The sequence below is a fragment of the Reichenbachiella sp. 5M10 genome (assembly GCF_002742335.1).
Lineage (GTDB): Bacteria > Bacteroidota > Bacteroidia > Cytophagales > Cyclobacteriaceae > Reichenbachiella.
Window position 1 is genome coordinate 1,676,050 of sequence record NZ_MDGR01000007.1, and the last position, 22,699, is coordinate 1,698,748.

Annotated in this window: 23 protein-coding genes and 1 tRNA gene; 13 read left to right on the plus strand and 11 right to left on the minus strand. The window is 43.5% G+C overall.

Going from position 1 to position 22,699, the window contains the following annotated elements:
- The first annotated feature begins 7 nt into the window (after positions 1–7).
- The 3 genes from BFP72_RS06690 (at position 8) to BFP72_RS06695 (ending at position 2,596) form a co-directional block, all read left to right on the plus strand.
- Positions 8–1,363: a sigma-54 dependent transcriptional regulator gene (locus BFP72_RS06690; protein WP_099598400.1), complete on the plus strand. Its 1,356-nt coding sequence runs from the start codon at positions 8–10 to the stop codon at positions 1,361–1,363.
- Positions 1,364–1,479: 116 nt separating this feature from the next.
- A complete protein-coding gene (locus tag BFP72_RS19155) occupies positions 1,480–1,626 on the plus strand; it encodes a hypothetical protein (RefSeq protein ID WP_158233320.1) in 147 nt (48 codons plus the stop codon).
- 67 nt (positions 1,627–1,693) lie between these two features.
- Entirely contained in the window at positions 1,694–2,596 is a 903-nt protein-coding gene (locus BFP72_RS06695) for a hypothetical protein (RefSeq protein WP_099598401.1), read from the plus strand.
- Positions 2,597–2,872: 276 nt separating this feature from the next.
- Here BFP72_RS06695 and BFP72_RS06700 read toward each other — a convergent pair whose 3' ends face one another.
- Genes BFP72_RS06700 through era form a run of 3 tightly spaced genes read right to left on the minus strand, consistent with a single transcriptional unit; the run spans position 2,873 to position 5,578 of the window.
- Positions 2,873–3,883, minus strand: a complete 1,011-nt coding sequence (locus tag BFP72_RS06700) for a low specificity L-threonine aldolase (protein WP_099598402.1) — start codon at positions 3,881–3,883, stop codon at positions 2,873–2,875.
- On the minus strand, positions 3,880–4,665 hold the full coding sequence (locus tag BFP72_RS06705; RefSeq protein WP_099598403.1) for a 1-acyl-sn-glycerol-3-phosphate acyltransferase: 786 nt from the start codon (positions 4,663–4,665) through the stop codon (positions 3,880–3,882). Before BFP72_RS06705 ends, BFP72_RS06700 begins: the two co-directional genes overlap by 4 nt.
- Positions 4,666–4,687: 22 nt before the next feature.
- The gene (gene era / locus BFP72_RS06710) at positions 4,688–5,578 is read right to left on the minus strand and encodes a GTPase Era (protein ID WP_099598404.1); all 891 of its coding nucleotides are present in this window, start codon (positions 5,576–5,578) and stop codon (positions 4,688–4,690) included.
- 90 nt (positions 5,579–5,668) lie between these two features.
- On the opposite strand from era, the gene BFP72_RS06715 reads away from it, so the two are divergent.
- Positions 5,669–5,741, plus strand: a tRNA-Met gene (locus BFP72_RS06715).
- A 102-nt stretch (positions 5,742–5,843) separates the two neighbouring features.
- Here the strand turns inward: BFP72_RS06715 and BFP72_RS06720 are convergent.
- Together BFP72_RS06720 and BFP72_RS06725 are read right to left on the minus strand one after the other, a co-directional pair.
- Positions 5,844–6,728, minus strand: a complete 885-nt coding sequence (locus BFP72_RS06720; RefSeq protein ID WP_221406442.1) for a transposase — start codon at positions 6,726–6,728, stop codon at positions 5,844–5,846.
- An 80-nt stretch (positions 6,729–6,808) separates the two neighbouring features.
- Positions 6,809–7,150, minus strand: coding sequence for a transposase (locus BFP72_RS06725; RefSeq protein WP_255397137.1), 342 nt, complete (start codon positions 7,148–7,150; stop codon positions 6,809–6,811).
- A gap of 369 nt (positions 7,151–7,519) precedes the next feature.
- On the opposite strand from BFP72_RS06725, the gene BFP72_RS06730 reads away from it, so the two are divergent.
- Positions 7,520–8,320, plus strand: a complete 801-nt coding sequence (locus tag BFP72_RS06730; protein ID WP_099598405.1) for a hypothetical protein — start codon at positions 7,520–7,522, stop codon at positions 8,318–8,320.
- Positions 8,317–9,360: a S41 family peptidase gene (locus BFP72_RS06735; RefSeq protein ID WP_099598406.1), complete on the plus strand. Its 1,044-nt coding sequence runs from the start codon at positions 8,317–8,319 to the stop codon at positions 9,358–9,360. The genes BFP72_RS06730 and BFP72_RS06735 overlap by 4 nt, the downstream gene beginning before the upstream one ends.
- A 181-nt stretch (positions 9,361–9,541) precedes the next feature.
- Here the strand turns inward: BFP72_RS06735 and BFP72_RS06740 are convergent, their stop codons facing one another.
- From BFP72_RS06740 to BFP72_RS06755, 4 genes are read right to left on the minus strand one after another with little or no spacing between them, the layout of a single operon-like run.
- Positions 9,542–9,940, minus strand: a complete 399-nt coding sequence (locus tag BFP72_RS06740; RefSeq protein ID WP_221406486.1) for a hypothetical protein — start codon at positions 9,938–9,940, stop codon at positions 9,542–9,544.
- Complete coding sequence (locus tag BFP72_RS06745; RefSeq protein ID WP_099598407.1) at positions 9,937–10,692, minus strand: peroxiredoxin-like family protein; 756 nt, start codon at positions 10,690–10,692, stop codon at positions 9,937–9,939. Before BFP72_RS06745 ends, BFP72_RS06740 begins: the two co-directional genes overlap by 4 nt.
- A 27-nt stretch (positions 10,693–10,719) precedes the next feature.
- On the minus strand, positions 10,720–11,514 hold the full coding sequence (locus BFP72_RS06750) for a haloacid dehalogenase type II (protein ID WP_185123721.1): 795 nt from the start codon (positions 11,512–11,514) through the stop codon (positions 10,720–10,722).
- A gap of 56 nt (positions 11,515–11,570) precedes the next feature.
- A complete protein-coding gene (locus tag BFP72_RS06755; RefSeq protein ID WP_099598409.1) occupies positions 11,571–12,170 on the minus strand; it encodes a TetR/AcrR family transcriptional regulator in 600 nt (199 codons plus the stop codon).
- Positions 12,171–12,334: 164 nt separating this feature from the next.
- Here BFP72_RS06755 and BFP72_RS06760 point away from each other — a divergent pair, with 164 nt between their 5' ends.
- The 3 genes from BFP72_RS06760 (at position 12,335) to BFP72_RS06770 (ending at position 16,898) form a co-directional block, all read left to right on the plus strand.
- Entirely contained in the window at positions 12,335–12,889 is a 555-nt protein-coding gene (locus BFP72_RS06760) for a DUF2911 domain-containing protein (RefSeq protein WP_099600710.1), read from the plus strand.
- A 354-nt stretch (positions 12,890–13,243) separates the two neighbouring features.
- Positions 13,244–16,291: a two-component regulator propeller domain-containing protein gene (locus tag BFP72_RS06765; RefSeq protein WP_158233321.1), complete on the plus strand. Its 3,048-nt coding sequence runs from the start codon at positions 13,244–13,246 to the stop codon at positions 16,289–16,291.
- A complete protein-coding gene (locus BFP72_RS06770) occupies positions 16,278–16,898 on the plus strand; it encodes a response regulator (RefSeq protein ID WP_099598411.1) in 621 nt (206 codons plus the stop codon). Before BFP72_RS06765 ends, BFP72_RS06770 begins: the two co-directional genes overlap by 14 nt.
- A 50-nt stretch (positions 16,899–16,948) precedes the next feature.
- Here the strand turns inward: BFP72_RS06770 and BFP72_RS06775 are convergent, their stop codons facing one another.
- Complete coding sequence (locus tag BFP72_RS06775; RefSeq protein ID WP_255397167.1) at positions 16,949–17,440, minus strand: PepSY domain-containing protein; 492 nt, start codon at positions 17,438–17,440, stop codon at positions 16,949–16,951.
- A 181-nt stretch (positions 17,441–17,621) separates the two neighbouring features.
- Here BFP72_RS06775 and BFP72_RS06780 point away from each other — a divergent pair, with 181 nt between their 5' ends.
- From BFP72_RS06780 to BFP72_RS06790, 3 genes are all read left to right on the plus strand, one after another.
- Positions 17,622–17,837 (plus strand): RNA-binding S4 domain-containing protein, encoded by a 216-nt coding sequence (locus tag BFP72_RS06780; RefSeq protein WP_099598413.1) that lies wholly within the window; start codon positions 17,622–17,624, stop codon positions 17,835–17,837.
- A 44-nt stretch (positions 17,838–17,881) separates the two neighbouring features.
- Positions 17,882–18,178, plus strand: coding sequence for a DUF3817 domain-containing protein (locus BFP72_RS06785; protein WP_099598414.1), 297 nt, complete (start codon positions 17,882–17,884; stop codon positions 18,176–18,178).
- Between the two features lie 363 nt (positions 18,179–18,541).
- Positions 18,542–21,196 (plus strand): ATP-binding protein, encoded by a 2,655-nt coding sequence (locus tag BFP72_RS06790; RefSeq protein WP_099598415.1) that lies wholly within the window; start codon positions 18,542–18,544, stop codon positions 21,194–21,196.
- On the opposite strand, the gene BFP72_RS06795 is transcribed toward BFP72_RS06790, so the two are convergent.
- Positions 21,180–21,863: a LytTR family DNA-binding domain-containing protein gene (locus BFP72_RS06795; protein WP_158233322.1), complete on the minus strand. Its 684-nt coding sequence runs from the start codon at positions 21,861–21,863 to the stop codon at positions 21,180–21,182. The two genes, BFP72_RS06790 and BFP72_RS06795, sit on opposite strands and share 17 nt — an antisense overlap.
- Positions 21,864–22,101: 238 nt before the next feature.
- On the opposite strand from BFP72_RS06795, the gene BFP72_RS06800 reads away from it, so the two are divergent.
- Positions 22,102–22,659, plus strand: coding sequence for a hypothetical protein (locus tag BFP72_RS06800; RefSeq protein ID WP_099598417.1), 558 nt, complete (start codon positions 22,102–22,104; stop codon positions 22,657–22,659).
- Positions 22,660–22,699 lie beyond the last annotated feature (40 nt).

Sequence of the window (22,699 nt, forward strand, 5' to 3'; positions counted from 1 at the left end):
GTCAGAGATGAGCAAGAAATCGTGGAGGGTGTTTGTAGTAGAGGATGACGAATGGTATAGAAAGCTGTTGGTACATACTCTGAGTCTCAATCCAGATTATGAAGTGACGACTTATCAAGATGGCGCTTCGTTACTTGCAGACCTCCATAAAAAACCGGATTTGGTGACGCTTGATTTTCGCTTGCCTGACTATTCGGGTGACCACCTTTTTGATAAAATCAAGGCCTTTGATGCCAGCATAGAGATTGTGATCATCTCAGAGCAGCAAGATGTAGAAACAGCCGTCAGTTTACTCAAAAAGGGCGCATACGACTATCTGACCAAAAGTGAGGACATTCGAGATCGCTTGATTCATGTACTCAACAAGCTTGGGCAAAACAAAGAGCTCGTCGAACGTGTCGAAACCCTGCAAGAAGAGGTCGAAAGAAAGTATGATTTTCAAGCCAGTATTGTCGGGCAGAGTGCAGGCATCAAGAAGGTGTTTCGGATGATTGAAAAGGCCGTGACCACCAACCTCACTGTGATGATCACGGGGGAGACTGGGACAGGCAAAGAGGTGGTCGCCAAGGCTATACACTACAACAGTCCGCTCAAAAGCAAAACGTTCGTCCCAGTCAATATGAGTGCCATTCCTCGTGAGTTGATCGAGAGCGAGTTGTTTGGACACGAGAAGGGAGCTTTCACTGGAGCGACTAGCCAGCGAATCGGCAAGTTCGAACAGGCGCACGGAGGCACGCTGTTTTTGGATGAAATTGGAGAAATGGAGATTTCGCTTCAAGCGAAACTATTGCGTGCTCTGCAGGAAAAGGAAATCACGCGCGTTGGGGGTACCACTGTAGTGAAGGTGGATTGTCGGGTGATTGTTGCTACTCACCGCAACTTACTCGACGAAATGAAAAAAGGGAATTTTAGAGAAGATCTCTACTATAGGTTGTTTGGCATGCCTGTCGAACTACCACCATTGCGTGAGCGAGACAAAGATATTTTGCTGTTGGCGAAACATTTTGCAGAGGCATTTGCTCTGGACAGTGATTTGCCCAGCAAGGCTTTCTCTAAAGATGCTTTGCAGAAACTGATGAACTACAGTTATCCTGGCAACATCAGAGAGCTCAAAGCTATCGTAGAGCTGGCGATGGTGATGGCCGACGGGACAGAGATCGGAGCAGACGATATTACCTTTGCCCAAAAGGATGTCGTGACAGAAGTCCTCTCCGAGGAGCTCACAATGAAGGAGTACCAACTCAAAATCATCAAACTCTATCTCAAGCGCTACGATGACAACATCAAAACTGTAGCAGACAAATTGGATATTGGTCAATCGACGATATACCGCTTACTCAAGGAGGAGTCTTTCTCTCAATGATCGCCAGTTTCTCAATATGAGAAAAATAATTCTAATCTAATAATTGTAATCTACTGATAGTCAGTGATTAAGTCTTTTGGCATGTGGCTTGGATCAGTATGTTCAAATCTTAGATCATGAAACGATTCATACTGATTATAATTTCCATTGCATGGATCATATTGGCAAGCTCAGAGAAGCAAACAATACAAAATAGTGAGGTCAGTTCGGAGAGCAATACCTCTTCCCAAACCATCGGGAAGAAGGGAAAATCATGGTACTAGGAATGCGTAAGAATAACCCTTTTAATCACCGTATATATCCTAATAAGTAACCCTAAAATTATTTGTCATGAAAGATAGAACCATAAAAATTACCGTATTTCTCGTCGCTTTGATCGTGACTGTGGGGCTTGTGGCCTTGTTTCTCACTATGGAAGAAGAGAAAGAGAAGTTGTCTGCTAAATCCGTGGAACTCGAGCAGCAACTCGTCTCCAGAGATTCTGCGTACAATGAGATCATTGACATCATGTACAGCGTGGAATCCAAGATTGAAAGCATCAAGGATCGTGAGAGTTTGATCTCTGACATGTCTATGGGAGAAGTCAATAAGCAGGATAAGCTGCAGATGATCCAAGACATGAGTATGATAGATAGCCTAATCATAGAGACGAACGATCGCGTAGCAAACCTGTCAAATAAGTTGGAAGACGCAAACATCAATCTGAAGTCTTTTCAGACACGAGTGAGCAACCTGACAGCAGAGCTCAAGGAAAGAAAAGAAGCCTTGCTGGCCCTCCAGGAGGATTTGAAATCGAAAGATATCCAAATCATCGATTTGTCGACGGACTTGGCCTCATTGGAGACTAAAGTAGATAATCAAGATTCGACAATCATGGATCAAAAGAAAATGCTCACGCATCAGGACGACAAGCTTCACAAGGCTTACATGGCTATAGGTACAAGGAAAATCCTTGAAGAAGAAGGCCTGGTAGCCAAAGAAGGAGGTTTTTTGGGATTGGGTAAGACGACAGCCTTGAAAAATGACGCTTCTGAAGACAAATTCGAAGAGATTGACATTCGTACTACGCAGAATCTACAAATCGACGCAGAAGAAGCTGATATCATCACAGAGCATCCGACGAGTTCGTATGTGATTGTCAAGGAAGATGGTCTTGTGAAATCAATCAAAATTACCGACCCGGAGGAGTTTTGGAAGATCTCAAAATTTCTCGTAGTGGCAGTCAATAGCTAAAATAGATGATGAAATGAAGGGGAAGTTGGATGTCGGTAGATAGACAGTGGAGGATTGCTCCGGTTACTTTTCAACCAGAATCAATGCTTTCGCCTGTGCAAGACGGAGACATCACTCGCTGTGTTAGTACTGGTGCCAGCTTCCTTATTCAACGACCATAGCAAAATAGGTTTTGTCACAGATGCTGCTATCTGTATCCCACAAGAGGCTCACGTACGGTGAGTCTCTTTTTTTGCTAGACAATCAAGACCAAAAGTATGGGTGTGGGATGCTGGTTCAAATCCGTCGTTGCAATTCCTTCATGTCCTGGTCGTTAAAGTCGAGGTGCGTCACCAGACGGATATGCCCTTTGCCGAATGGCACGGCCAGTATGCCTTTTTCTTTCCATTGAAGAAGCAACTGTTCTTCATTTATCTCTGGGTTCAATTTGAGGATAACGATGTTGGTGCCCGCATAGACGATTTCTTTTACATAAGGCTTGTGTCCAAGCCAATGTGCCAATTGCTCGGCACGACGGTGATCATCTGAGAGTCTATCGATGTGATGATCGAGAGCGTAGAGTCCCGCAGCTGCGAGGTATCCAATCTGACGCATGGCTCCTCCAAATATTTTTCGGACACGTTTGGCCCGTTGGATGGACTCTTGACTGCCCAATAGTACGGATCCTGCAGGTGCACCGAGCCCTTTGGAGAGACAGATCGATAGCGTATTGAAGTATTTGCCCAATATAAGGGGGTCGTCTTTGGTCTCAGTGAGCGCATGGAAGATTCGTGCGCCATCGAGATGCATGCGCAACTGGTTGAGTGTGGCAGTTTGAGCGATGCGTTTGATTTCGTCGATGGACCAAATACTGCCTCCTCCCTTGTTTGAAGTGTTTTCGATGCAGACTAGTGCTGTTTTTGGGAAATGAATGTCGTTTGCGTTGATGTTTTGGAGCACGTCTTCGGCGGTGAAGCGCCCGTGATCTCCTGCGATCATGCGCAGCGATACACCCGAGTTGAAGGCTGCACCACCTCCTTCATAGTGGTAGATGTGTGAACTTTGGTCACAGATCAGCTGGTCCCCAGGTTGAGTATTGATTTTGATGGCGATTTGGTTGGCCATAGTCCCCGATGGACAAAAGAGTCCAGCTTCTTTGCCGAAGTACTCAGCGAGACGATTTTCGAGACGAATGACGGTAGGGTCTTCTCCAAATACATCGTCACCAACTTGAGCTGAGAGCATGGCTTCTAGCATAGCAGGGGTGGGGCGTGTGACGGTATCGCTGCGGAGGTCTATCAATGTCAATGTGCTGGCTGAGGCTCTAAATTTTGTGCCAATGGATGGAGTGTATTCAATTCGTTTTGGATCAAGTTGTAGACGTCATTTTGAAAGTCCTTGAGATTATCCAGTGTGTATTTGCGTGGGTCGATCGGTTCATGAATGATAACCCTGCATTTGCGTCTTCTGAAAAAGTATTTTCCATCGGTGGGAAATATGTGCCAGTTGTCGGCTAAAGTGACCGGTACTATACTGACTCCTGTCTCTACGGCCATGCGAAACGCGCCTTCTTTGAATGCGTGCATCGTAGGAGGAGAGACACTTTTGATTCCTCCTTCGGGAAAAACGGCCAATGAAAATCCGTGCGTGAGCGCATCGATGCTCTGCTGGTACGAAGCATAACGCTGACGCATTTTGGAGCGATCGACAGTGATGTGAAACTTCTTGAACATGTACCCAAATAGAGGGACTTTGGAGATTGATATTTTACCTACAAATTTGAATGGGATGGGTACGAAGGGGAGAATTGCCACGTCCAAATAGGAGAAATGGTTGGGGCAGAGAATGTAACTAGCGGATTTATCTAACTTTTCTTTTTGTGTGATTTCCATTCGGACGCCAATCAAAAAGAAGAAGATGTGAGCCCAATAATGATTCAAGATGAGACCGAATTTGGGCCGATTGCATTTGTCAGCAATGACGAACAATGGAAAAAGCAATGCAAACGTAGAGACAAAGAGAAGTAAACAGTATCCTCCGTATATCCTCAATATCATTTTCCAAAACCATGTCTCTTTAAAATCTGCCATTCTATTTGTTTATCTTATTCACTTATCCCTTGTACCCAAACCTTTTGAGGCTTCTTTCCTTTCTTCTCCAATCCGCTTCGACCTTTACGAAGGTTTCTATGAAAACCTTCTTACCGAAAAACTGCTCCAATTGTAGTCTAGATTCTATACCTACTTTTTTGATGGCTTCACCACCTTTGCCGATGATGATACCTTTTTGAGATTTTCGTTCGACGATAATTTCTGCGCGCAACCGGATGATGTCTTCTTCTTCTACGAATGAAGTGACTTCTACTTCCGAACTGTAGGGGACCTCTTGCTTGTAGATTTTGAAAATCTGTTCGCGTACGATCTCCGACGCAAAAAAGCGTTCTGGTTTATCTGTAAGTGTGTCAGCGGGAAAATAAGGAGGGTGTAAAGGTAGCAATTCTAAGATTCGGGCAAAGAGAACATCAACGTTAGTTTTGTTCAGTGCGGATACCGTCAATATCTCAATGTCGGGATGAATGAGTTCCCAGTAGTCGATTTTGTCCTTGAGGCGTGAGCCTTTGTTGAGGTCGGTCTTGTTGATTACGAAAATAACCCGGGTACCACTGGCAATCACTCGTTCGAGAACCTCTTCCTCCTCGTCCTGTTTTTCCATAAGATCTACGACATAGAGGACCAAATCCGCGTCTTCAAGAGACGAGGATACAAAGCTCATCATAGATTTTTGTAGAGAGTACTGTGGTTTGAGTAGTCCTGGCGTGTCCGAGTACACGATTTGAAAATTGTCTCCAGTAAGAACCCCCATGATTCTATGTCGAGTGGTTTGTGCTTTGGATGTGATAATGGATAAATTATCACCTACCAATGCATTCATTAATGTTGATTTTCCAGCGTTTGGTTTGCCTATGATGCTTACAAAGCCAGATTTGAAATTTGTTTCCTCCATGTCAATAAAATATTAACAAAGGTACTTGCTTTTTGCGAAAGTGCTTCTTACTTTTGCAACGCGATTCACAAAAAAGGTGGTCGAAAATGGCGCGGGATGGAGCAGTTGGTAGCTCGTCGGGCTCATAACCCGAAGGTCGCTAGTTCGAGTCTAGCTCCCGCTACTAACAAAAAAGGTCAACGAATGTTGGCCTTTTTTTATGTCCAAATTTCATAGGTTGTGCGGAGATCTTGGATCAGTCTGTAAACTTGGGGGATTGAAAAAATCACGCATAAATTTTAGATAGTCTGTAGAGGAAAAATTCTACGTTTTGAACACCTCTGAATTGAGATCTAAAGGCCTTGATCTTGGCATTGAAAGATTCTGCTGACGCATTGGTACTTCGATGATCAAAGAAATTGAGAATACTCTGATAGTGGTTTTGTATTGTTCTGGCCACTGTGTTGAAGGACTTGAAGCCTGCCTTTTCTACCTTGTCATACCATTGAGCCAAACGAGTAAATGCAACTCCTTTGACCTTGCTACTTTGATAAATGTAAGCGAGTTCTCTTGAGAGTTTGTAGGCTTTTTCCAGTGAAGGATAGTGTTTGAAGAGTATCTCTGCACGGTGGACTTGTGAGACAGTCCAGTTGTGTTCGCTTTTGAAAAGCAAGTACCTGCTTCTAGCCAAAAGTTGCTTCTCTGTATCGCCATTTTCGAGTCGATGGGCAACATAAGACTTACCTGCTTCACGACTCAATTCAATTTCTTTATTTTCCTGATCGATGGCTTCCCATCTGTAAGCAATGCGCATTTCTTGTACCGCATCATAAGCCAATTTTTGAACATGAAAGCGGTCTGTTACTAACTGGGCTTTTGGAAAGCTGCGTCTAACTATTTTTTCCATGCTAGCAGCCATATCCAGTGTGACTTCTTGGACTTTGCGCCTTAAAGTACTGTCAACTTGCTTCAATACCGCGTTTACTTGCTCACTATCAGTTCCTTTGACCAAAGCAACTAAGCTACCTTTCCTTCCTTTTGCTGCTTTATTGGTCACAATTGTATAAAGCTCTCCTTGTGAGAGAGCAGTCTCATCAATACTTAAATGAGTGCCCATGTTTTCGGGGAACAATATCCAATCAGAGGCGTGCTCCCGTTGAGGCCATTGCATGAAATTGCTCAAATAGAAGACATATTGGTGTTCGAGTTGCTTACTATTGAGATGAAATAGTTCGGCAACCAGCTTGCAGCTTATAGGCTTGGAATCCAGGAGTTCCGTTTTAAAAAAAGCGCGAATTCCTCTGTCATCCGCGTACCTGTTGCTACCATTTTCCAATCCCTGCTTACATTTTTGCCAGTATCCTCATTGAGCCACTTCCTACGCTTGATCTTAAGATAGCAGGGCTTGCCGCGAAGAGGAAAATCTTGAATGGAAACCTCATCAAAGAATCCTTTGGAGGTCAATTTATCTCCTTTGAACTGCTGAGGGTGGATATTCTTCTCTTCCAAATAAATGAAATACGTTTTGTCCTTTAGCCTCATGGACACTACTTCGAAATAATCCAACATACCCTCAGGTAATAATAGACTCAATAACTCCTTTTCCAATGCTTTTTTCTAGCAAAGAAAATTAATTATGACTTATTGACCCCCAGAAATACAGACTGATCCTTATTCAAGGCTCAATGTCGAATATTTATTTGTATCTCCAATCTACAGACTGACCTCTAGTTAATACAGAGTTTGTCATCCGATTTTCTAACATGATTTTGTAGTGCTTAGCCTCTTATTCTTCTGACTTGAGTTGTTGTAACTCGTTGAATAAACAGTACTGTTTGTTTGCAAAATCATTGATCCCAGAAATATATTTGTATTGAAACTAACCGTGGTGTTGAGCTCATTTGCCTTGTGGATCAATAGCAGTGTGTAGATTCATTATATGTGTCATACAATTTAATAAATATGAAAAAACACTTGCTTCTACTGATGGGTTATTGTTTTATAACCTTCTCAATATCAGCTCAAGAGACGAAGGTCTATCTTGGTATTGGAGGCTTGTACAATTCTTTTCAAGATACGCGTGTTTCAGATGTCCAGTTCAACAAAGTTTCAGGCTTTCCAGAGTTAGGTTTTAGTAGGGTCTCAGCCAAGGATTATGGGTATGCCCAAGTATATGGTTATCTGTTCAATACGAATCATCCCCAGTATGATTCCGTTGAGATACTCACTGTCGGGTACAATGTGAGGCTGGGTTATTTGCGCAAAATCTACCCCAACTTATATCTGGGGGGGACCTGGGACGTTGTAGACTATACCTCTCGGGACAATGAGCTTTTGGGTAACAATTCGAACTTCTATCGTATGGCTTCTGATATTTTTATTTCTGCCAAATATCTGTACAGGCTGAATGAAAGTTGGGATTTTGATTTTGGTCTAGACTATGGTGTTTTAAGTTTTGTCAATTCAGCACCCAGTTTTACCGCTAATTTCCCACAAAAAACGGTTGACTCTGGCGAGGTGAGTTTTCAAGAGGGAGAAGTTAGGGACCCACTTAGTCTCAAACTAATGGTCGCCAAACCATTTTGGGAACAATTTTACCTCCGTACCCATATCAAGGTTAATTTCAAAAAGAGGTTTGGTCTAGACTATAGCTGGTGTATGAGAACATACGCAGACCACAAAGATTACCCCATCACCGATGCAATGCATCGACTTACTTTCATGTTCAATTTTGTGAGTCACCAAAAAAGTATCCAACCATGAAAATCAAACACTTTCCACTTGTCGTCTTTCTGATGGTAGCCATGTTTTGCTCTTGTGAAAAGATTACCATGCACCCGAACCCTGATCAAGACAACGAGAGTCTCTTCGATGAGTATGCCAAGGTATGTATTGAAAAATTTGGTCTCACGGAAGTAAAAGGTATTGACCTTGTCTCATTGAGAGACTCCATTAGGCCTTATATCAACAATCAATTGAGTGATTCGATCTTGTTTAATTATATGGCCATCATGACAGTTAGAATGCAGGAAGGTCATACTAGCCTAGAGGATCTGGAACATGATTATTATGCAAACTGGGCTTTCTATTTAGGTTATCCATCTGCTTTCAAGTTTTTGCTTCCACAGAACTACTACTATGGGAAAGAGGCCAATCCTAATGTGCAAATCATCTCGGAACCAGATTCGCTCAACGAGATATTGTATGGGTTTCTTCCACAGGATCATGAGATTGGGTATATCCGAGTTACCAATTTTGACATGGATGTATCTGATAGTGAGCTTGAGGAAATGATGCGCTATCTGAAGGATGCGAAAGGTATCATTGTCGATGTTCGCAACAATTTAGGAGGGTACGTCAATCTAGCAGCAAGAATGGCGGCTTATTTTACAGACGAAGAAGTGATTTTTGCTAACAACTATGTCAAAAATGGGCCTGGCCAAAATGATTTTGCACTCAGCAAAATGAAACTAAGCCCGACGGGGAGTCCGTACACTTTTACCAAAAATGTAGCTGTATTGCAGGATCGAATTACTTTCAGTGCGGGATCGTTGTTTTGTGTCATGATGTATTCGCTGGATCATGTGACTACTCTTGGGCAGCCGTTTGGTGGTGGGACAGGAGAGATTGTCGATGGATTCCTATCCAATGGCTGGAGATACAACCTCTCGACCTCTAACATGGTAGATAGCCAAGGTCGCCCTACTGATAACGGAATTGAAGCAGACATTCCAATGGTCGTTAATCCTGAGGATACGACCGTTGACGTGATTATTGACCGAGCCATCTTGGAACTCCAATGAGACGGTATATAAGGTTGGTCAATTGGGAGTAACTCCATCTATTGATTCCGGCCATAAACATAAAAGGTCAACATTCGTTGACCTTTTATGTTTTAATGTACGAGGGTTTCGTGTGTGCAACCCATGGCTATATATGATGCCCATCCCATTTTGCTATGTCTGTAGAAGAGTAGCACGGGTATCAAGTTCTGTATGATTGATCAATCAATTGTACAGTTTGTAATTTGTAAATTGAGATGATAGCTAGAGTGATCGCGATGCCTACCAGTACGATTTTTGGTTCAGACCTTGCGAAAAACTCTAAGCCCAAAGCTGCAATCATGGTGACGAGCAAAAGCACGAATGCTAGTTTGCCTACAACTTTGTTTCCAGAGATACTAAAAATCAAAATCAGTACAGCCATGCCAAGCTCGGAGATGCCTGTAAATAGGCGGAAGAAATCAGCATCCAAACCTAGGACCCTTTCGAATTGCTCAAATCCTGATACACTACGCGGCTTGCCGAGCAATTTTGGAATGGCAAAGAATGTCAACGTCAACAGTACAGTTGTATTTAATATATGGTCTATAATCTTCGTCATTTTAGGTTTTCTAGGACTTGGATGAGGTCTTGTGGCTCTGCTCTATTTCTGTAGTCAGCATCTAAAAATGCGTATTTGATGACTTTGTCTTGTCCGATGATGTAGGTGACAGCTAGAGGTAATTCTCCTTTGGTATTGCCATTGTAGTCACTCAGGCCAAATCCATTTTCGTATTTGTTCGAGAGCTCGTCGGTGAGTGTGTAGACGACCTTGTATTGGTGTGCGACCTTGTTGTCAACATCACTGAGTACTTCAAACTCCAATTCGTTTTTTTCTTGAGTGGTGATGGAGCTGTCTGGGAGCTGAGGTGAAACTGCTAAGAGGTTTGCGCCTTGCTTTCTAAACTCAGGGAGTGACTCTTGCATGTGACGGAGTGTCAAGTTGCAATATGGACACCAACCACCACGATACCACATGAGAATGACAGGGCCATTCTTTAGTTCATCGTATAGTGTAACGGACTGGCCTGTAGCATTGGGTAGTACAAAGTTGATGGCCGTATCACCTACCTGTAGTGCCTTTTCTGTGATTCTATCGTTTTGGATAGAAGCCAAACCTGCAGCGCTCATTTTCTTCTTTTCATCGGAAGCATTTTGAAGGAAATTTTCCTTGCGATGGTTCAAATCATTTTCCAATGGTCTTGCTGTACTTTGCTTGTCTACCGTGGTGTTTTTTTGTTCCTGTTTAGTATTGCTACACCCCACCAACAGCAGGATGCTTGCGCTCAGTATCAAATTCTCAATTTTCATCATTCTCAATTTTGTTGATCTGTGTTATGTCTATCGTAATGCAATTAGTTGCTGTGCAATCTGTTTCAAATCGGGCGCTGCGATTTCAGGTTGAGGAGCCAAAGGGTACAATTGTGCACCAGGTCTACTGATAAATGCACCTCTCCAGTTGGCCCAGAGTGCTCCGGCTATATCCCATCCATGTGCTGCTATTAGGAGGCATTCAGAAGGCTGTACCTTCATTTTTCTAGCGGCCCAATCGTAAGTGTCAGTGTGCGGTTTGAATTTGCCAATGTCTTCTACACTATGTCGCTCATCAAAAAACTCCAGTAGCCCTGCGTTTTCAAATTGTGTTTTTACTCCTTTGTTGGATGAGTTGGTGAATGATACTAGTTTGTAATCAGCTTGTTTCAATTGTTCTAAGGCTACTTTGACTTCTGGGTGTGCAGGCAGTGATCGTATGGGTCCCAATATGGCTTCTTTTGCTTGAGTCTCAGTCAAGTGGATCCCGTTGTTAGCGGCTACCATTTGTAGTGCGGCAGCTCCAATTACGCCAAAGTCATTGTATTGCCTGCCAACTGTGGAGACCAATGAGTATTGCAACATGGTCGTAAACCACAGAGGCAATAGATCACTACGGTTTCCTAAGACTTGACCAACACTTTTTTTCATGGCAGTAAGGTCTAGTAACGTCTCGTTCACATCAAAGAACAGTACTTTGGGTCTGGTATTGTTTTGGGCTGCATGTCGTGGTGTATCAGCTGCTAAGCCCAACTGTGGCATCATGGCACCCGCAAGACCGAACAGTGCGGTTTTTTTGGCAAATTCTCTTCTGTTTCTCTTCATTTTATGTAGTGGTAAAAAAAACATTCCATATAGAATGTTTTTAGGTAAAAAAAATATTATTTCAATTGTTTTAAGTACAAGGATAGGCCGGAGAGATACTCTTCTAGAACAGTGTCATTTTCATATAACTTTCTAATGCCTCGGATGCCTTCAAATGCACTGATCAAATACACTGCTACTGCTTGACTAGAGATGTCTGGACGGATTGATTTTTCCGCTTTTCCTCTTTCTATTAGATTGATGAGAGCTGATTTCCATTGCTCTACTATGTTTTTTAGAGCAGATTGATAGGCGGGCTCATAGTCTCCAATTTCGTTGATGAAATTGTTCATGGGACAGCCATGCTCTTTGTCGTAAAGTGGAAATGACTTTACACGGTTCATAAACGTTGTTTCAAGTATTTGAGCAGGGTCTCCTGTTTCATAGAGAGGGCGTATCATTCCTTCGTAAACCCGCTTCTGTATTTTATGCCCAATCACTTCGAGTCCTAGCTCTTTTTTGTTTTTGTAGTGATGATAAAAGGCTCCTTTAGAAAGCTTGCAAGCCTTCATTATTTTTTCGATACTGACTGTTTTGAAACCATTTTCATAAAATAGTTTGTAAGCACTGTCCACGATCACTTGCTTGGTGAATTCCGACTTGATCTGCTGTTGCATAGTGCTAGTACACGAAAAGACCACTTAGAATGTTTTGATATATTTTTTTTAATGGGTTTAACTATCAAAAACCTTAGAAGTCCTACAACTCATTGTGTCCAATGCCCGTTACAGTTGTGGCTGTGTAAGCAGCATGTATTTATTATCAACGAATGAAAATCAAAATGAAGAACCTTTTATTTTTCTTGATACTTTTCACTGCAACAGTATCAATAAGCTCTGCTCAATCTTTCAGATCAATCGACAAGAGCCCTATGGATGTCGCATATCTACCTGACAATTTCGCCCATGACCGTTCGGGTGATGATAAGGCGATTGCTAAGGTGTACTACAGTAGGCCTCAAAAGAAAGGCCGTGATATATTTGGTAACGTCGTGGTGTACGACAAGGTGTGGAGAACAGGAGCGAATGAAGCCCCGGAACTAAAAGTCTATCAGGATATCACTATTGGTGGAAAGAAATTGTCGGCGGGTACTTATTCATTGTTTACGATCCCTGGAGCCAAAGAGTGGACAATCATAATTAGTACTGACTTGGATTATTGGGGTACAGCAGGCTATCAGGAAAAGTATGAAGTCCTTAGGGTCCAGGTGCCATCCAGCACATTGTCAAAAGAAGTGGAGGCTTTTGCGATCCAATTTGAGGAGCTGGAGAACAAGTCAGCAGTGATGAGACTGGCTTGGGACAAAACAGTAGTCGCAGTGCCGATCAAGTACTAGCAGAGATAGTCTCTCACAAGTCAATCCCTACCTTTTATAGGGTAGGGATTTTTTTTGCTCAACATTTCCGTTTACGGATTGTTCTTACGCAGGCATAAGATGTTAGGTCAATTTTTTTTTCTCTCTCAGCATTGAAGGAGTTTTGGTTCTTGGGCATACGGCTTTGGAAGAGTAACCCTATGACGAATTGATCGATTGTACACTCTTTCTGAAATGTGCGACTTGTAGATCGGGATCACTTTCAATATGTCTTTGTTCGGACCCAATTCCCATTTATTTGGTACACTAGTGAGGTCTGATTAGCTTTAGGCTCAAACCTAGCCTTAACCTTCCATTCAACTTTAAGATAGAGGATTGAAAGTATTTTTTGTTACTTGGATATGTATGCTAGTCAGGTGTCTTGGAGCGGTCGCAGGATCGTCGCTAGACACGCTACAGATCAACTATATCGGCCAAGAAGAAGGTGTAACTCAGCTGAATGTACAAGATATTGTACAGGATGAGATGGATTATGTTTGGTTCTCAACCGAGGATGGTTTGCATCGGTTCAATGGCCTGCAGATGAAAATTTTTGCGGATAACCCGCTGGATAGCCTGAGTATTCCTGATGATCACAACAGAGGGCTATTGATCGTTGATGATACACTTTGGATTGCCTCCAATAGCCAAGGGATATTTGCTCTTGATCTGCGTAGTGAAACTTTCATTCGTCCCTTTGAAGACCTATCGAATGTCATTTCATATAAGGTGTTTCAACTCGATGATCAGCATTTGCTATTTTCTTCTTCCAATACATTTTATGTCTACAACCGAAGTACCAAGGGGCTCACCAAAATCACACATGCACAACAGGATTCGGAGAATCATGTCACGGCGTTGGTGCCTGTGAGTACAGACCAGTTCGTACTAGCGACTTTGAACGGAGGGTTGTTGACCTTGAATTTGAAAACACTGTCCTTGGTAGGACAGCAACGCCTGGATCCATCGGCCCACAATGCATTGCTGCTACATCAGGGGCAACTTTATGTCGGAACGGAACAGGGACTGTACCTACTAGATGTATCTAGTGGAGTGGCAAAAAACGTGGTGCCAGCACATGCGATCAATTGTATCTATCTCTATGAAAACGGCGAACTTTGGCTTGGTACCAACGAAGGGTTAGTCACCTTTGACCCAAGTACACAAACAGTGACTCAGTGTATAACTCAGGATCAATCGGGTAAGGTGTATTTTCCGTTAGAGATCATGACGATCCATGGCGATGGCAAAGGCAACGTGTGGATGGGTACAGCTGGAGAAGGACTACATCATTACAACAAATATCAGAAGAAGTTTTCGTCCATCAGTTTGGAGATGGAGGGATACACGAAAGATACCAAGTTGAGTACTTTTCAGTTTTTGCCCGCAGTGCGTGAGGACTCTGCACTGTGGCTCGGTACGACTTACAATATCCTCCAATACAACTACCTCACGGGGGAATTCAAGCACTACAAGGACGATTTTCCAAAGTCATTGATTTATGCCATGCAGAGAGATCTGAATGGGGATATTTGGTGCGGTGGGTTTGATGGGACGGGCCTATTGCGCTACAACCGTACAGTGGATCGCTTCGAAAAGGCTGAGGTGACAGGAGATATTCCCAATGATAAGTCTGTTATCGATATTCGACCACTCACCCGTGACAAGCTACTCGTGTCGACATGGTCGAGTGGTATGTATACTTACGATTTGGCTCGAAAGAAATTTGAGGTCTATTTGGTGGACGGACAATCCCTCAATCGAGCTCGAATTAGCTTTGTGGATAGTCGAGATAACCTATGGCTAGGGTCCGATCAAGGTGCTTATCGGATAGCTGATCGAGGAACTGGTGCAGTACATCACTTCACAGCAGGGAAACACAAACAGGCGATCAACAATGACAGAATCTTTGCGATCAACGAAGATGCAAAAGGAAACATATGGTTGGGGACGAGTACGGGAGTGACCAAGCTAAACCCAGGCAATGGGACAGTTCAACGCTACTATCGACAGGAAGGGTTTCCCAATGATTTTGTATACAGTGTGCTGATAGATGCTCGAGATAGGGTGTGGATGGGGACCAACAAGGGAATAGCAGTGCTCGACCCTTCTACGGAACGCTTCGTCCATTATTCTCACAAAGACGGACTGCAAAACGATGAATTCAATGGCAAAGCGGCTTACCAAGATGTGTATGGTAATTTTTACTTTGGCGGGGTAGACGGGATCAATGTATTTCATCCCGAAGACATTCGTATCAACCCTTATCAGCCCAAGGTGCATCTGGAGTCTATCGAATTGTTCAATCAACCACTGTCCAAGAATGCTATCTACCAGGACCATTATACTTTTCATAGTGATGAAAATGTCCTTACTTTCAAGTATGCTGCAAACAACTTTCTAAACCCATCCAAAGTGAGCTATAGCTATTGGATGGATGGGTTTGATAAGCAATGGCGTCCAGTTACTAAAAACCAAAGTATCACTTATACCAATTTGCCTCCAGGCAAATATACGTTCCGCATCAAAGCAACCAATGACAATGGGGTGTGGGGTAAAAATGAACGTTGGGTATGGTTGACAATCATTCCACCTTGGTATGATCAGTATTGGTTCAAGGTGGTTTCGGTTTTTGGTATAGTGATGTCGGCTCTGGCTTTCTATCTCTACAAGTCGCATACCTATAAGCGAAACAACGAGAGGCTAGAGCGAACAGTCAAAGAAAGAACAGCAGAACTGCAAGAGGCACTCGAGGTGTCTCAGTCTCGACAACATAGTATTCAATTTTTGATGAGGGAGATGAAACATCGCGTCAAGAATAATTTACAAATTATTTCCAGTCTTTTGAGTTTGCAGGCACTGAACTTAGACAATGAAGACGCAAAACATACGTTGCAAGTAGCAAGAAATCGTATCTTGACGATATCCTATTTGGAAAATATCATGGACTCGGAGAGTGAGCATGTACATGTGGATCAGTTCACCCGTGAGCTCTGTGACAATGTGTTGCGTTTGATTGCTTCGGATGAACGTCCTACATTCGAGACAGTTTATGATCTAGAGCCTGCGGAAGTGACGGGGTTCAATATTACCTTTTACGGTCTGCTGATCAATGAGCTGTTGACCAATGTAAGTAAATATGCTTTTGATGGAAGTAGAACGGACAATCGGTTGACAATTAGTTGTAAAGTAGATGCAGAATGTTTGGAGTTGGTGATCGCAGACAATGGCAAAGGCTACAATCCAGAGGAGATCAAACAAGGGGCCATAGGTCTAGATTTGGTGAAAGATATGGTGAGGCAATTGAGAGGAGAAATGACTGTAGATAGTTACGAGGGAACCAAAAATACAATTAAAATACCTTTGGAAAATGGAGAAGCTTGATATACTGCTCATTGAGGATGTGATGATTATAGCCAAGGAGATTAAGGCTACTTTGGAGAAGGAAGAGTATGCGCAGGTGACGATCGCGCTAGGACCAGATGAGGCACGTAGTTTTTTTGATTCACATGTTTATGATTTGATCATCTCTGATATCAACCTCAATGCAGGTATAGATGGGATTGACTTGGTGCAGGAGTTGTGCATGGGGCGCAAAGTCCCTGTAGTGTATCTGACTGCATACACAGATGAGTCAACTGTCTCCAAGGCCGAAGGGTCATTGCCCTTTGCCTATTTGCTCAAACCCTACAATACCAATCAGTTGAAACTCACCATCAACCTTGCCATGTTCAATGCCAAGAAGGAGAGTCAAAATGTACTCTACAACGAAAAGAACGCAAAAAGACTCGAAAGCCTTACCAGCAGAGAAAAGGAAATTCTCTTTTCGCTGGCATCAGGAAAAATGAGTAAGGAAGTCGCCGATATACTCAATATCGCCCCAGCGACTGTAGAAAAACACAAACAGAACATCAAGGAAAAGCTGTCGTTGACTACTCTTGGAGAGTTGATCAATTTTGCCATGTCGACGAAAACCATCAGTATGGATTGATGCTTGGCTGTCCTGTAGATGGGGAGAGGGTTTGGCTCTTCGTATGCGGACTATACGAAGAGTACTAGGAGAGTCAAGCCCAAACCAGCCAAGGCAAAGTAGAGACCTTTTCTGAATACGCTTGTACCTGGGACAAACATCCAAAACGAGGACATCACAAAAAAGAAAAGCGATACACCGAAAAAGATATTGAGAAAGGCCAGTGGTCGACTGCTGGTTGCCTTGTGCATATGCGTCATCTTGTCGAGTAGATAGGGGAGCTCTTTCTTGGTATATACTGCTTTGCCACTTTCTATGTCGTAGGTGCCGTCTTTGAAATATGCAATGCCAGACTCGATACGGTCGATACGAAATCGCTTGATGCCGAGTTCTTTGCCGAGTTCTTCTATTTCAGTGTCTTTGGGCAGTACCTTCTCTATGGTGTTGACTTTGTGAAACGCATCTGTGTCTCTAAATACTAATACAATACCACTCAAGGCATATACCGCCATGATTCCGGCAAGGAAAAAACCCAAGTAGCGGTGGTATATTCTCATTTTCATGTTCATCTTCTAAAATATTTTTTGGATGCCAAAAGAAAGCAATCGAACGCAAAATCACACAATAAATGCCACCAAGTGCCTAATAAATTCAATTCGTCCTACTATAGACCAATAGTTTATACCCAATACTTTGTCACTCCATCCTTCGTATCCTAATTTGCAGGCGCATCATTGACGTACTATGGAAACATTCAAATTAAAAGCAGACGAAGAGTTTATCGAACTCAATAACCTCATCAAAGCGCTCGGATGGGTCATGACAGGAGGGGAGGCCAAGATCCGCATCGATCAAGGAGAAGTCACCGTCAATGGAGAAGTAGAAACGCGCCGTAGAAAAAAAATGCGTGCGGGTGACCATATAGTATTCGGTACAGAAGAGGCAAAAGTAGAGCAGTGATTCTACCCTTCGTCCCAAGTGTACATCTCAAATAAGTATCAAGAATGAATATCAAAACACCTATCGGCCGACTTAGACTGTTGGCCATATTGGAAGGGATCAGCTACCTCTTGTTCGCCATCACCATGCCTATGAAGTACCTGCTTGACATCCGTGAGCCCAACTACATTGTAGGGATGGCACATGGTTGGTTGTTTGTCTTGTACATTGGTTTTTGTCTGCAAAATGTGGTGATTCAAAAGTGGGGGCTCAAAACCTCCGTTTTGGTGCTTGTTGCCTCATTGGTTCCTTTTGGGACTTTCGTGGCGGATGCCAAAATATTCAAGCCAGCGAGTGTGTAGGTCTCTTGCGTAGCATGTCGAACGGTACTCCTTCATCTATTTGAGTTCAATAGAGCAGAAATAAATGGATAGATAAGTACCTTTCTGTTTTTGCTATGAAACCCCAACATGCCACCACAATGAGGGTTACGTTGGAAAAAAGTGTAGTCTGGATTCACTTCGCACAATCCATACCGTTCTTTGGTGTAGGTCTTAGGGATATCCATGATGGAGTAGTCCAAAAATCGTTGGTTGCGGTAGAAATGTCACTCTAAGTTCGTTGAAGAGGGGTGAATGAGGATTTATTAGTGTGACTAGGTCTTTTTGCGAGATACTTTCGCCTTTTATTCCTGTATTTCTTGATTCAGCTTTATCTTAGAATCCATGCAAAATGCCAAGGTTCATTTTCGGGATTCTATCGTCAGCCGTTTCGGGTTGTTTTTCGTGGGGATGATGGTGATCGCTATGGCAGTCTCAGGATATCTCGTCTACCGTGAATCGTCGCAAGTGATCGTGACGCACAGTCAGCAGCGCATCAGACATAGTTCTCGTTTGGCCAAGCAAAATTTCTATGATCTCCTCCAGATCATCTCCAATGATATAGCAATCGTGACACACAGTTCGTCCGTTGATCAATTGGTGGCTAACCCAAGCCGCCAATCCGCAGATGAGCTTAAGCATAGTTTTCGTGTGATGCTGGCCAATAAACCGGACTATTTTCAGATACGGATACTTGATGTGCTAGACCATGGCAAAGAACTCATACGTTTTGATAAACAAGGAGGGACCGTACTAGAAGTGCCCGACAGCTTGCTCCAGTACAAAGGAGACAAGGATTACTACCTTGGGGCACTACGCTCCGCCAAAGGAGGGTATTATTTTTCGGCTATCAATCTCAACGAAGAGTATGGAATAGTCAGCAAACCCTATACTCCGACACTCCGTGCGGTAGGTTGTGTCTACGATGATTTTGGTCAGCTGCGTGCGATGGTGGTCATCAACGTAGACTTGACGCGGTATTATCATGAACTAGAACAACTCATCGCTTCAGAGTCTCAGCTTTTTATCACCAACAGCGAAGACGAGTATTTGTTTGCGCCAGATAAGTCCAAGTGTTTTGGTAGGCAACTGGAGACAGGGCATTCTTTGTACAAAGATTTCAATCTCAACACGTGGCATTTGATCGCTGCGGCTCCTGAGTTTTCATTTATGCGAGATAAGGAGGGCAAGCGCTACCTCTATCATGCCGAGAAGCTATCGTACGCTGAGGGACAGCAGGAGATCTACTTGATTTCTTTTATGGAAAGCGAGGCTCTGTTTGCTAGTGCCAATCGAGTACGTGCTGATTCACTCAAAATTGTAGGTGCTGCCATGCTGTTGCTGGTAGTTTTGGTCTTGGTGTTTGTCCGGTTGATTGCCCGTCGAGTCGGAGTGGTGACACAAGCGATCCTGTCGTATGAGTACAGTGACGACTCTTCTCATGTGGTGCAGTTGCCTCGCAAGAGACGGGATGAGATAGGCCTCTTAGGGGGGGCTTTTGCCAACATGCGCGAACGCATCGACCGACAAGTCATGGAGCTCAAGGAGGCACTGCGCAGGGAGCAACAGGCTATCAGTGATCGAGACGAATTTTTGCAAAACATGAGCCATGAGTTGCGTACTCCACTCAATGCTATTTTGGGCTTGACCCATCTGATTGAAAAGAATAACCCTGCACCGCAGCAGCGGCCTATGTTGGACTCGCTCAAACGCAGTACTACCAACCTTTCGGACCTGATGTATGATATATTGGACCATCAAAAGCTGTTGGAGGGAAAAGTGACGATTCACCTCGAACCACACAATTTGAACGATTTGTTACAAGATATTTTTGCGAGTTATCAATATGAGGCGGTCAACAAGAGGTTGAAATGGGAGATGGAGGTCGAGGAGGAGGTCAAGCAGCGCGTATACTTGACGGATGCGTTGCGTTTCAAACAAGTGGTGACCAATTTGGTGGTCAATGCGATCAAGTATACCGGTGAGGGACGCGTATGCTTGGTTGCACGTCATGCTGCGAGAGGGGTTGAAATCTCGGTATCGGACACAGGCCGTGGCATCCAGTCTGAAAATTTGGCACGGATAAAACAGCGGTTTTATCGCGAAAACGAGCATGTCGGAACACAGCGGAATGAAGGGTTTGGTTTGGGACTGTCGATAGTGAAACAAATCGTCGATTTGTTTCAAGGAAAATTAGAGGTGACCTCTACCTATGGTGAGGGGTCGACATTTACAGTGTGTTTGCCTTTTGAGGAAGCCTCTGTAGGCCATAGTTCTCAGCGCGTAGCAAAAAAAGAAAGTGTACTGCCTCGACTTCATAGAGTACATGAAGTATTGCACATAGAAGATGACGAAGCAGCTCTACTGCTGGTTCGTCACTGTTTGGACCAACCCCAAATCCGCCTTACTCAAGTCCGCACCATCACAGAGGTACAACAGCAATTGGCTGATCGTAGGCCTGAGTTGATTTTGAGTGATTTGATGTTGTGTGATCATGTGATGGATATGGACTTGCAAAAGATCCAGGCAAAGTATCCGGACCTTTTGGTTGTGGTGTTGTCCGCTTTTGATACCGATCGTACCCAGCGAATCAGTCCATATGTACTTCAAAAGCCATTTGATCTTGGGGAGCTTTTGGACCTAGTCCTGATGGTACTGGGAGATACAGAGTATCAGCGGCCACAATTTCAGACGGTTTTTGCGCAATACGACAATAACCCTGTGCATATCGAGCGTTATTTGGCTCTACTGATTCGTGAGTTTGAAGAATATGTACTGCGGATAGCGGAGGTCTACGCTCAGCCTTCTGCCAAGGAATGGAAGGCGATCATGCATCGAATCATTACGCATATCAAGGCCCTAAATCTTGACAACTTGGGAGAAGTGCTACCTCAGGAGCTAGGGGATTTGACTGAGGCTAGATACGATAGAGTGATGGATTGTATGCGCTATTATTTGTGCTGTTTTCGGGCTACCTCTCGCCTCAATTCAAAAGGCTAATTTTCTTCATGAGTTCCTTTTCGTAGCTTGAGCTGATCGATATTTCCTCTTGGCCAATGACAAGGTCACTGCTGCTGATCGTGTCAATGCTGTGGACGTTGACGATGCAGGAGCGATGTACCCGTTGAAAATGTGTGGGTAGCTTTTGCTCGAGCTCTTTGAGTGTCATGAGCGTCAGTACTTTCTTGTGTTCAAAGATGAGCTCGACATAGTTTCCAGCAGATTTGATGTAGAGGACTTGATCCAAATTTACTTTGGTCCATTGGTTGCCGTCTTTGATGAACAAGTGTTTGTCGTCTTGGCTAGTGGATGACTCAGTCAAATTTTTGGCTTTTTGGACGCCTTTGAAGAAGCGAGCAAACTCAATGGGCTTGGCGAGGTAGTCGATGATTTGGTCGTAGTTGTAGGACTCTAGCGCAAACTCCTTGTTGGCAGTGATCATGATGACTGCTGTACGTCCTTGGATCAGAGGGAGGATTTCTTTGCCAGAAATGTCCGGTAGGTCATAGTCGAGTAGGATTAGATCAAAGTGATTTTGTGAGATGAGATTGACCGATTCAAAACCGCTGTTGGTGGTGGTGACTTGCGAAATGTAGTCCACCTTGGAACAGAAATGCTGCAGCAAATCACAGATCAACGGATCATCATCAACTATCAAACAATGCATGCTCATTCGGTTTTGGTTCCAAACCAAATTTACTTCTGAAAAGAAGAATGAAAGAGTGAAATGCATAAAAAATGAGAGCGAAGGGGGTAGAATTGATTTCTGTTTGAGAAGAGGTATTGGGAGTCAGACGGGTGGGGAAGGAGAGCTGCTTGCGTATAGGTGAATCACCTAAATATGCTTTTTGTGCTGTTTTTGGAGTGATTGTTGAATCCATCCAGTCAAATCAACATCATATGCTATGAAACAGCAACAGGATTGTCACAGCACGGAAGAGAGTCTATGGCAGGGGATCGTGAGCCAGTTGTCGGACGCTTATGTCGAAGAGGTCTTTCGGCTCAGACAGGTGGACGAAAAATTGAAGCCTTTAGTGACCAGCGAACTACTGATTTACCTTGGTCTATTGATTGGATCAAAGCTCAATGAAGATGTATCGGAGCATACGGCGCTTCAAGTGATCAAGTACTATATGAGGAGAGTCTATGACAAAGGGAAGTCTCTAGGGATACCCTATCATCGGATCATCAGCAAAGCCTCGTCGAGACACGATTTTTATTTGACAGGGCTTTTTGAGAAGGATCGTTCTGAGGATTTTTTGCGGACTGCCGGGATGCAGTGGTTTCAGTTTCCTTTGCAAGAGATAGACGGAGAGATACGTCCATATGAGTTCGATTTTTCAGTATATTTTTCTGATTTGAATGTCGTCTCGGAAGTGCTCTTCAAAATTGCCCCCAATTATGCCAACGGTATATTGGCCTCTTTGAAACAAGAAGTGCCGTCGTTTATTTTGCACAATTGAGTAGGAGAGTAGAGCGCTAGTGATCAATACAAACCTACTC

What these genes read in the sequence shown, in the direction of transcription:
- BFP72_RS06690 (WP_099598400.1), top strand. Translation starts at nt 8, where the DNA reads ATGAGCAAGAAATCGTGGAGGGTGTTTGTAGTAGAGGATGACGAATGG.
- BFP72_RS19155 (WP_158233320.1), top strand. Translation starts at nt 1,480, where the DNA reads ATGAAACGATTCATACTGATTATAATTTCCATTGCATGGATCATATTG.
- BFP72_RS06695 (WP_099598401.1), top strand. Translation starts at nt 1,694, where the DNA reads ATGAAAGATAGAACCATAAAAATTACCGTATTTCTCGTCGCTTTGATC.
- BFP72_RS06705 (WP_099598403.1), bottom strand. Translation starts at nt 4,665, where the DNA reads ATGGCAGATTTTAAAGAGACATGGTTTTGGAAAATGATATTGAGGATA.
- era (WP_099598404.1), bottom strand. Translation starts at nt 5,578, where the DNA reads ATGGAGGAAACAAATTTCAAATCTGGCTTTGTAAGCATCATAGGCAAA.
- BFP72_RS06720 (WP_221406442.1), bottom strand. Translation starts at nt 6,728, where the DNA reads ATGCAATGGCCTCAACGGGAGCACGCCTCTGATTGGATATTGTTCCCC.
- BFP72_RS06730 (WP_099598405.1), top strand. Translation starts at nt 7,520, where the DNA reads ATGAAAAAACACTTGCTTCTACTGATGGGTTATTGTTTTATAACCTTC.
- BFP72_RS06735 (WP_099598406.1), top strand. Translation starts at nt 8,317, where the DNA reads ATGAAAATCAAACACTTTCCACTTGTCGTCTTTCTGATGGTAGCCATG.
- BFP72_RS06740 (WP_221406486.1), bottom strand. Translation starts at nt 9,940, where the DNA reads ATGACGAAGATTATAGACCATATATTAAATACAACTGTACTGTTGACG.
- BFP72_RS06745 (WP_099598407.1), bottom strand. Translation starts at nt 10,692, where the DNA reads ATGATGAAAATTGAGAATTTGATACTGAGCGCAAGCATCCTGCTGTTG.
- BFP72_RS06750 (WP_185123721.1), bottom strand. Translation starts at nt 11,514, where the DNA reads ATGAAGAGAAACAGAAGAGAATTTGCCAAAAAAACCGCACTGTTCGGT.
- BFP72_RS06755 (WP_099598409.1), bottom strand. Translation starts at nt 12,170, where the DNA reads ATGCAACAGCAGATCAAGTCGGAATTCACCAAGCAAGTGATCGTGGAC.
- BFP72_RS06760 (WP_099600710.1), top strand. Translation starts at nt 12,335, where the DNA reads ATGAAGAACCTTTTATTTTTCTTGATACTTTTCACTGCAACAGTATCA.
- BFP72_RS06770 (WP_099598411.1), top strand. Translation starts at nt 16,278, where the DNA reads ATGGAGAAGCTTGATATACTGCTCATTGAGGATGTGATGATTATAGCC.
- BFP72_RS06775 (WP_255397167.1), bottom strand. Translation starts at nt 17,440, where the DNA reads ATGAAAATGAGAATATACCACCGCTACTTGGGTTTTTTCCTTGCCGGA.
- BFP72_RS06780 (WP_099598413.1), top strand. Translation starts at nt 17,622, where the DNA reads ATGGAAACATTCAAATTAAAAGCAGACGAAGAGTTTATCGAACTCAAT.
- BFP72_RS06785 (WP_099598414.1), top strand. Translation starts at nt 17,882, where the DNA reads ATGAATATCAAAACACCTATCGGCCGACTTAGACTGTTGGCCATATTG.
- BFP72_RS06790 (WP_099598415.1), top strand. Translation starts at nt 18,542, where the DNA reads ATGCAAAATGCCAAGGTTCATTTTCGGGATTCTATCGTCAGCCGTTTC.
- BFP72_RS06795 (WP_158233322.1), bottom strand. Translation starts at nt 21,863, where the DNA reads ATGCATTGTTTGATAGTTGATGATGATCCGTTGATCTGTGATTTGCTG.
- BFP72_RS06800 (WP_099598417.1), top strand. Translation starts at nt 22,102, where the DNA reads ATGAAACAGCAACAGGATTGTCACAGCACGGAAGAGAGTCTATGGCAG.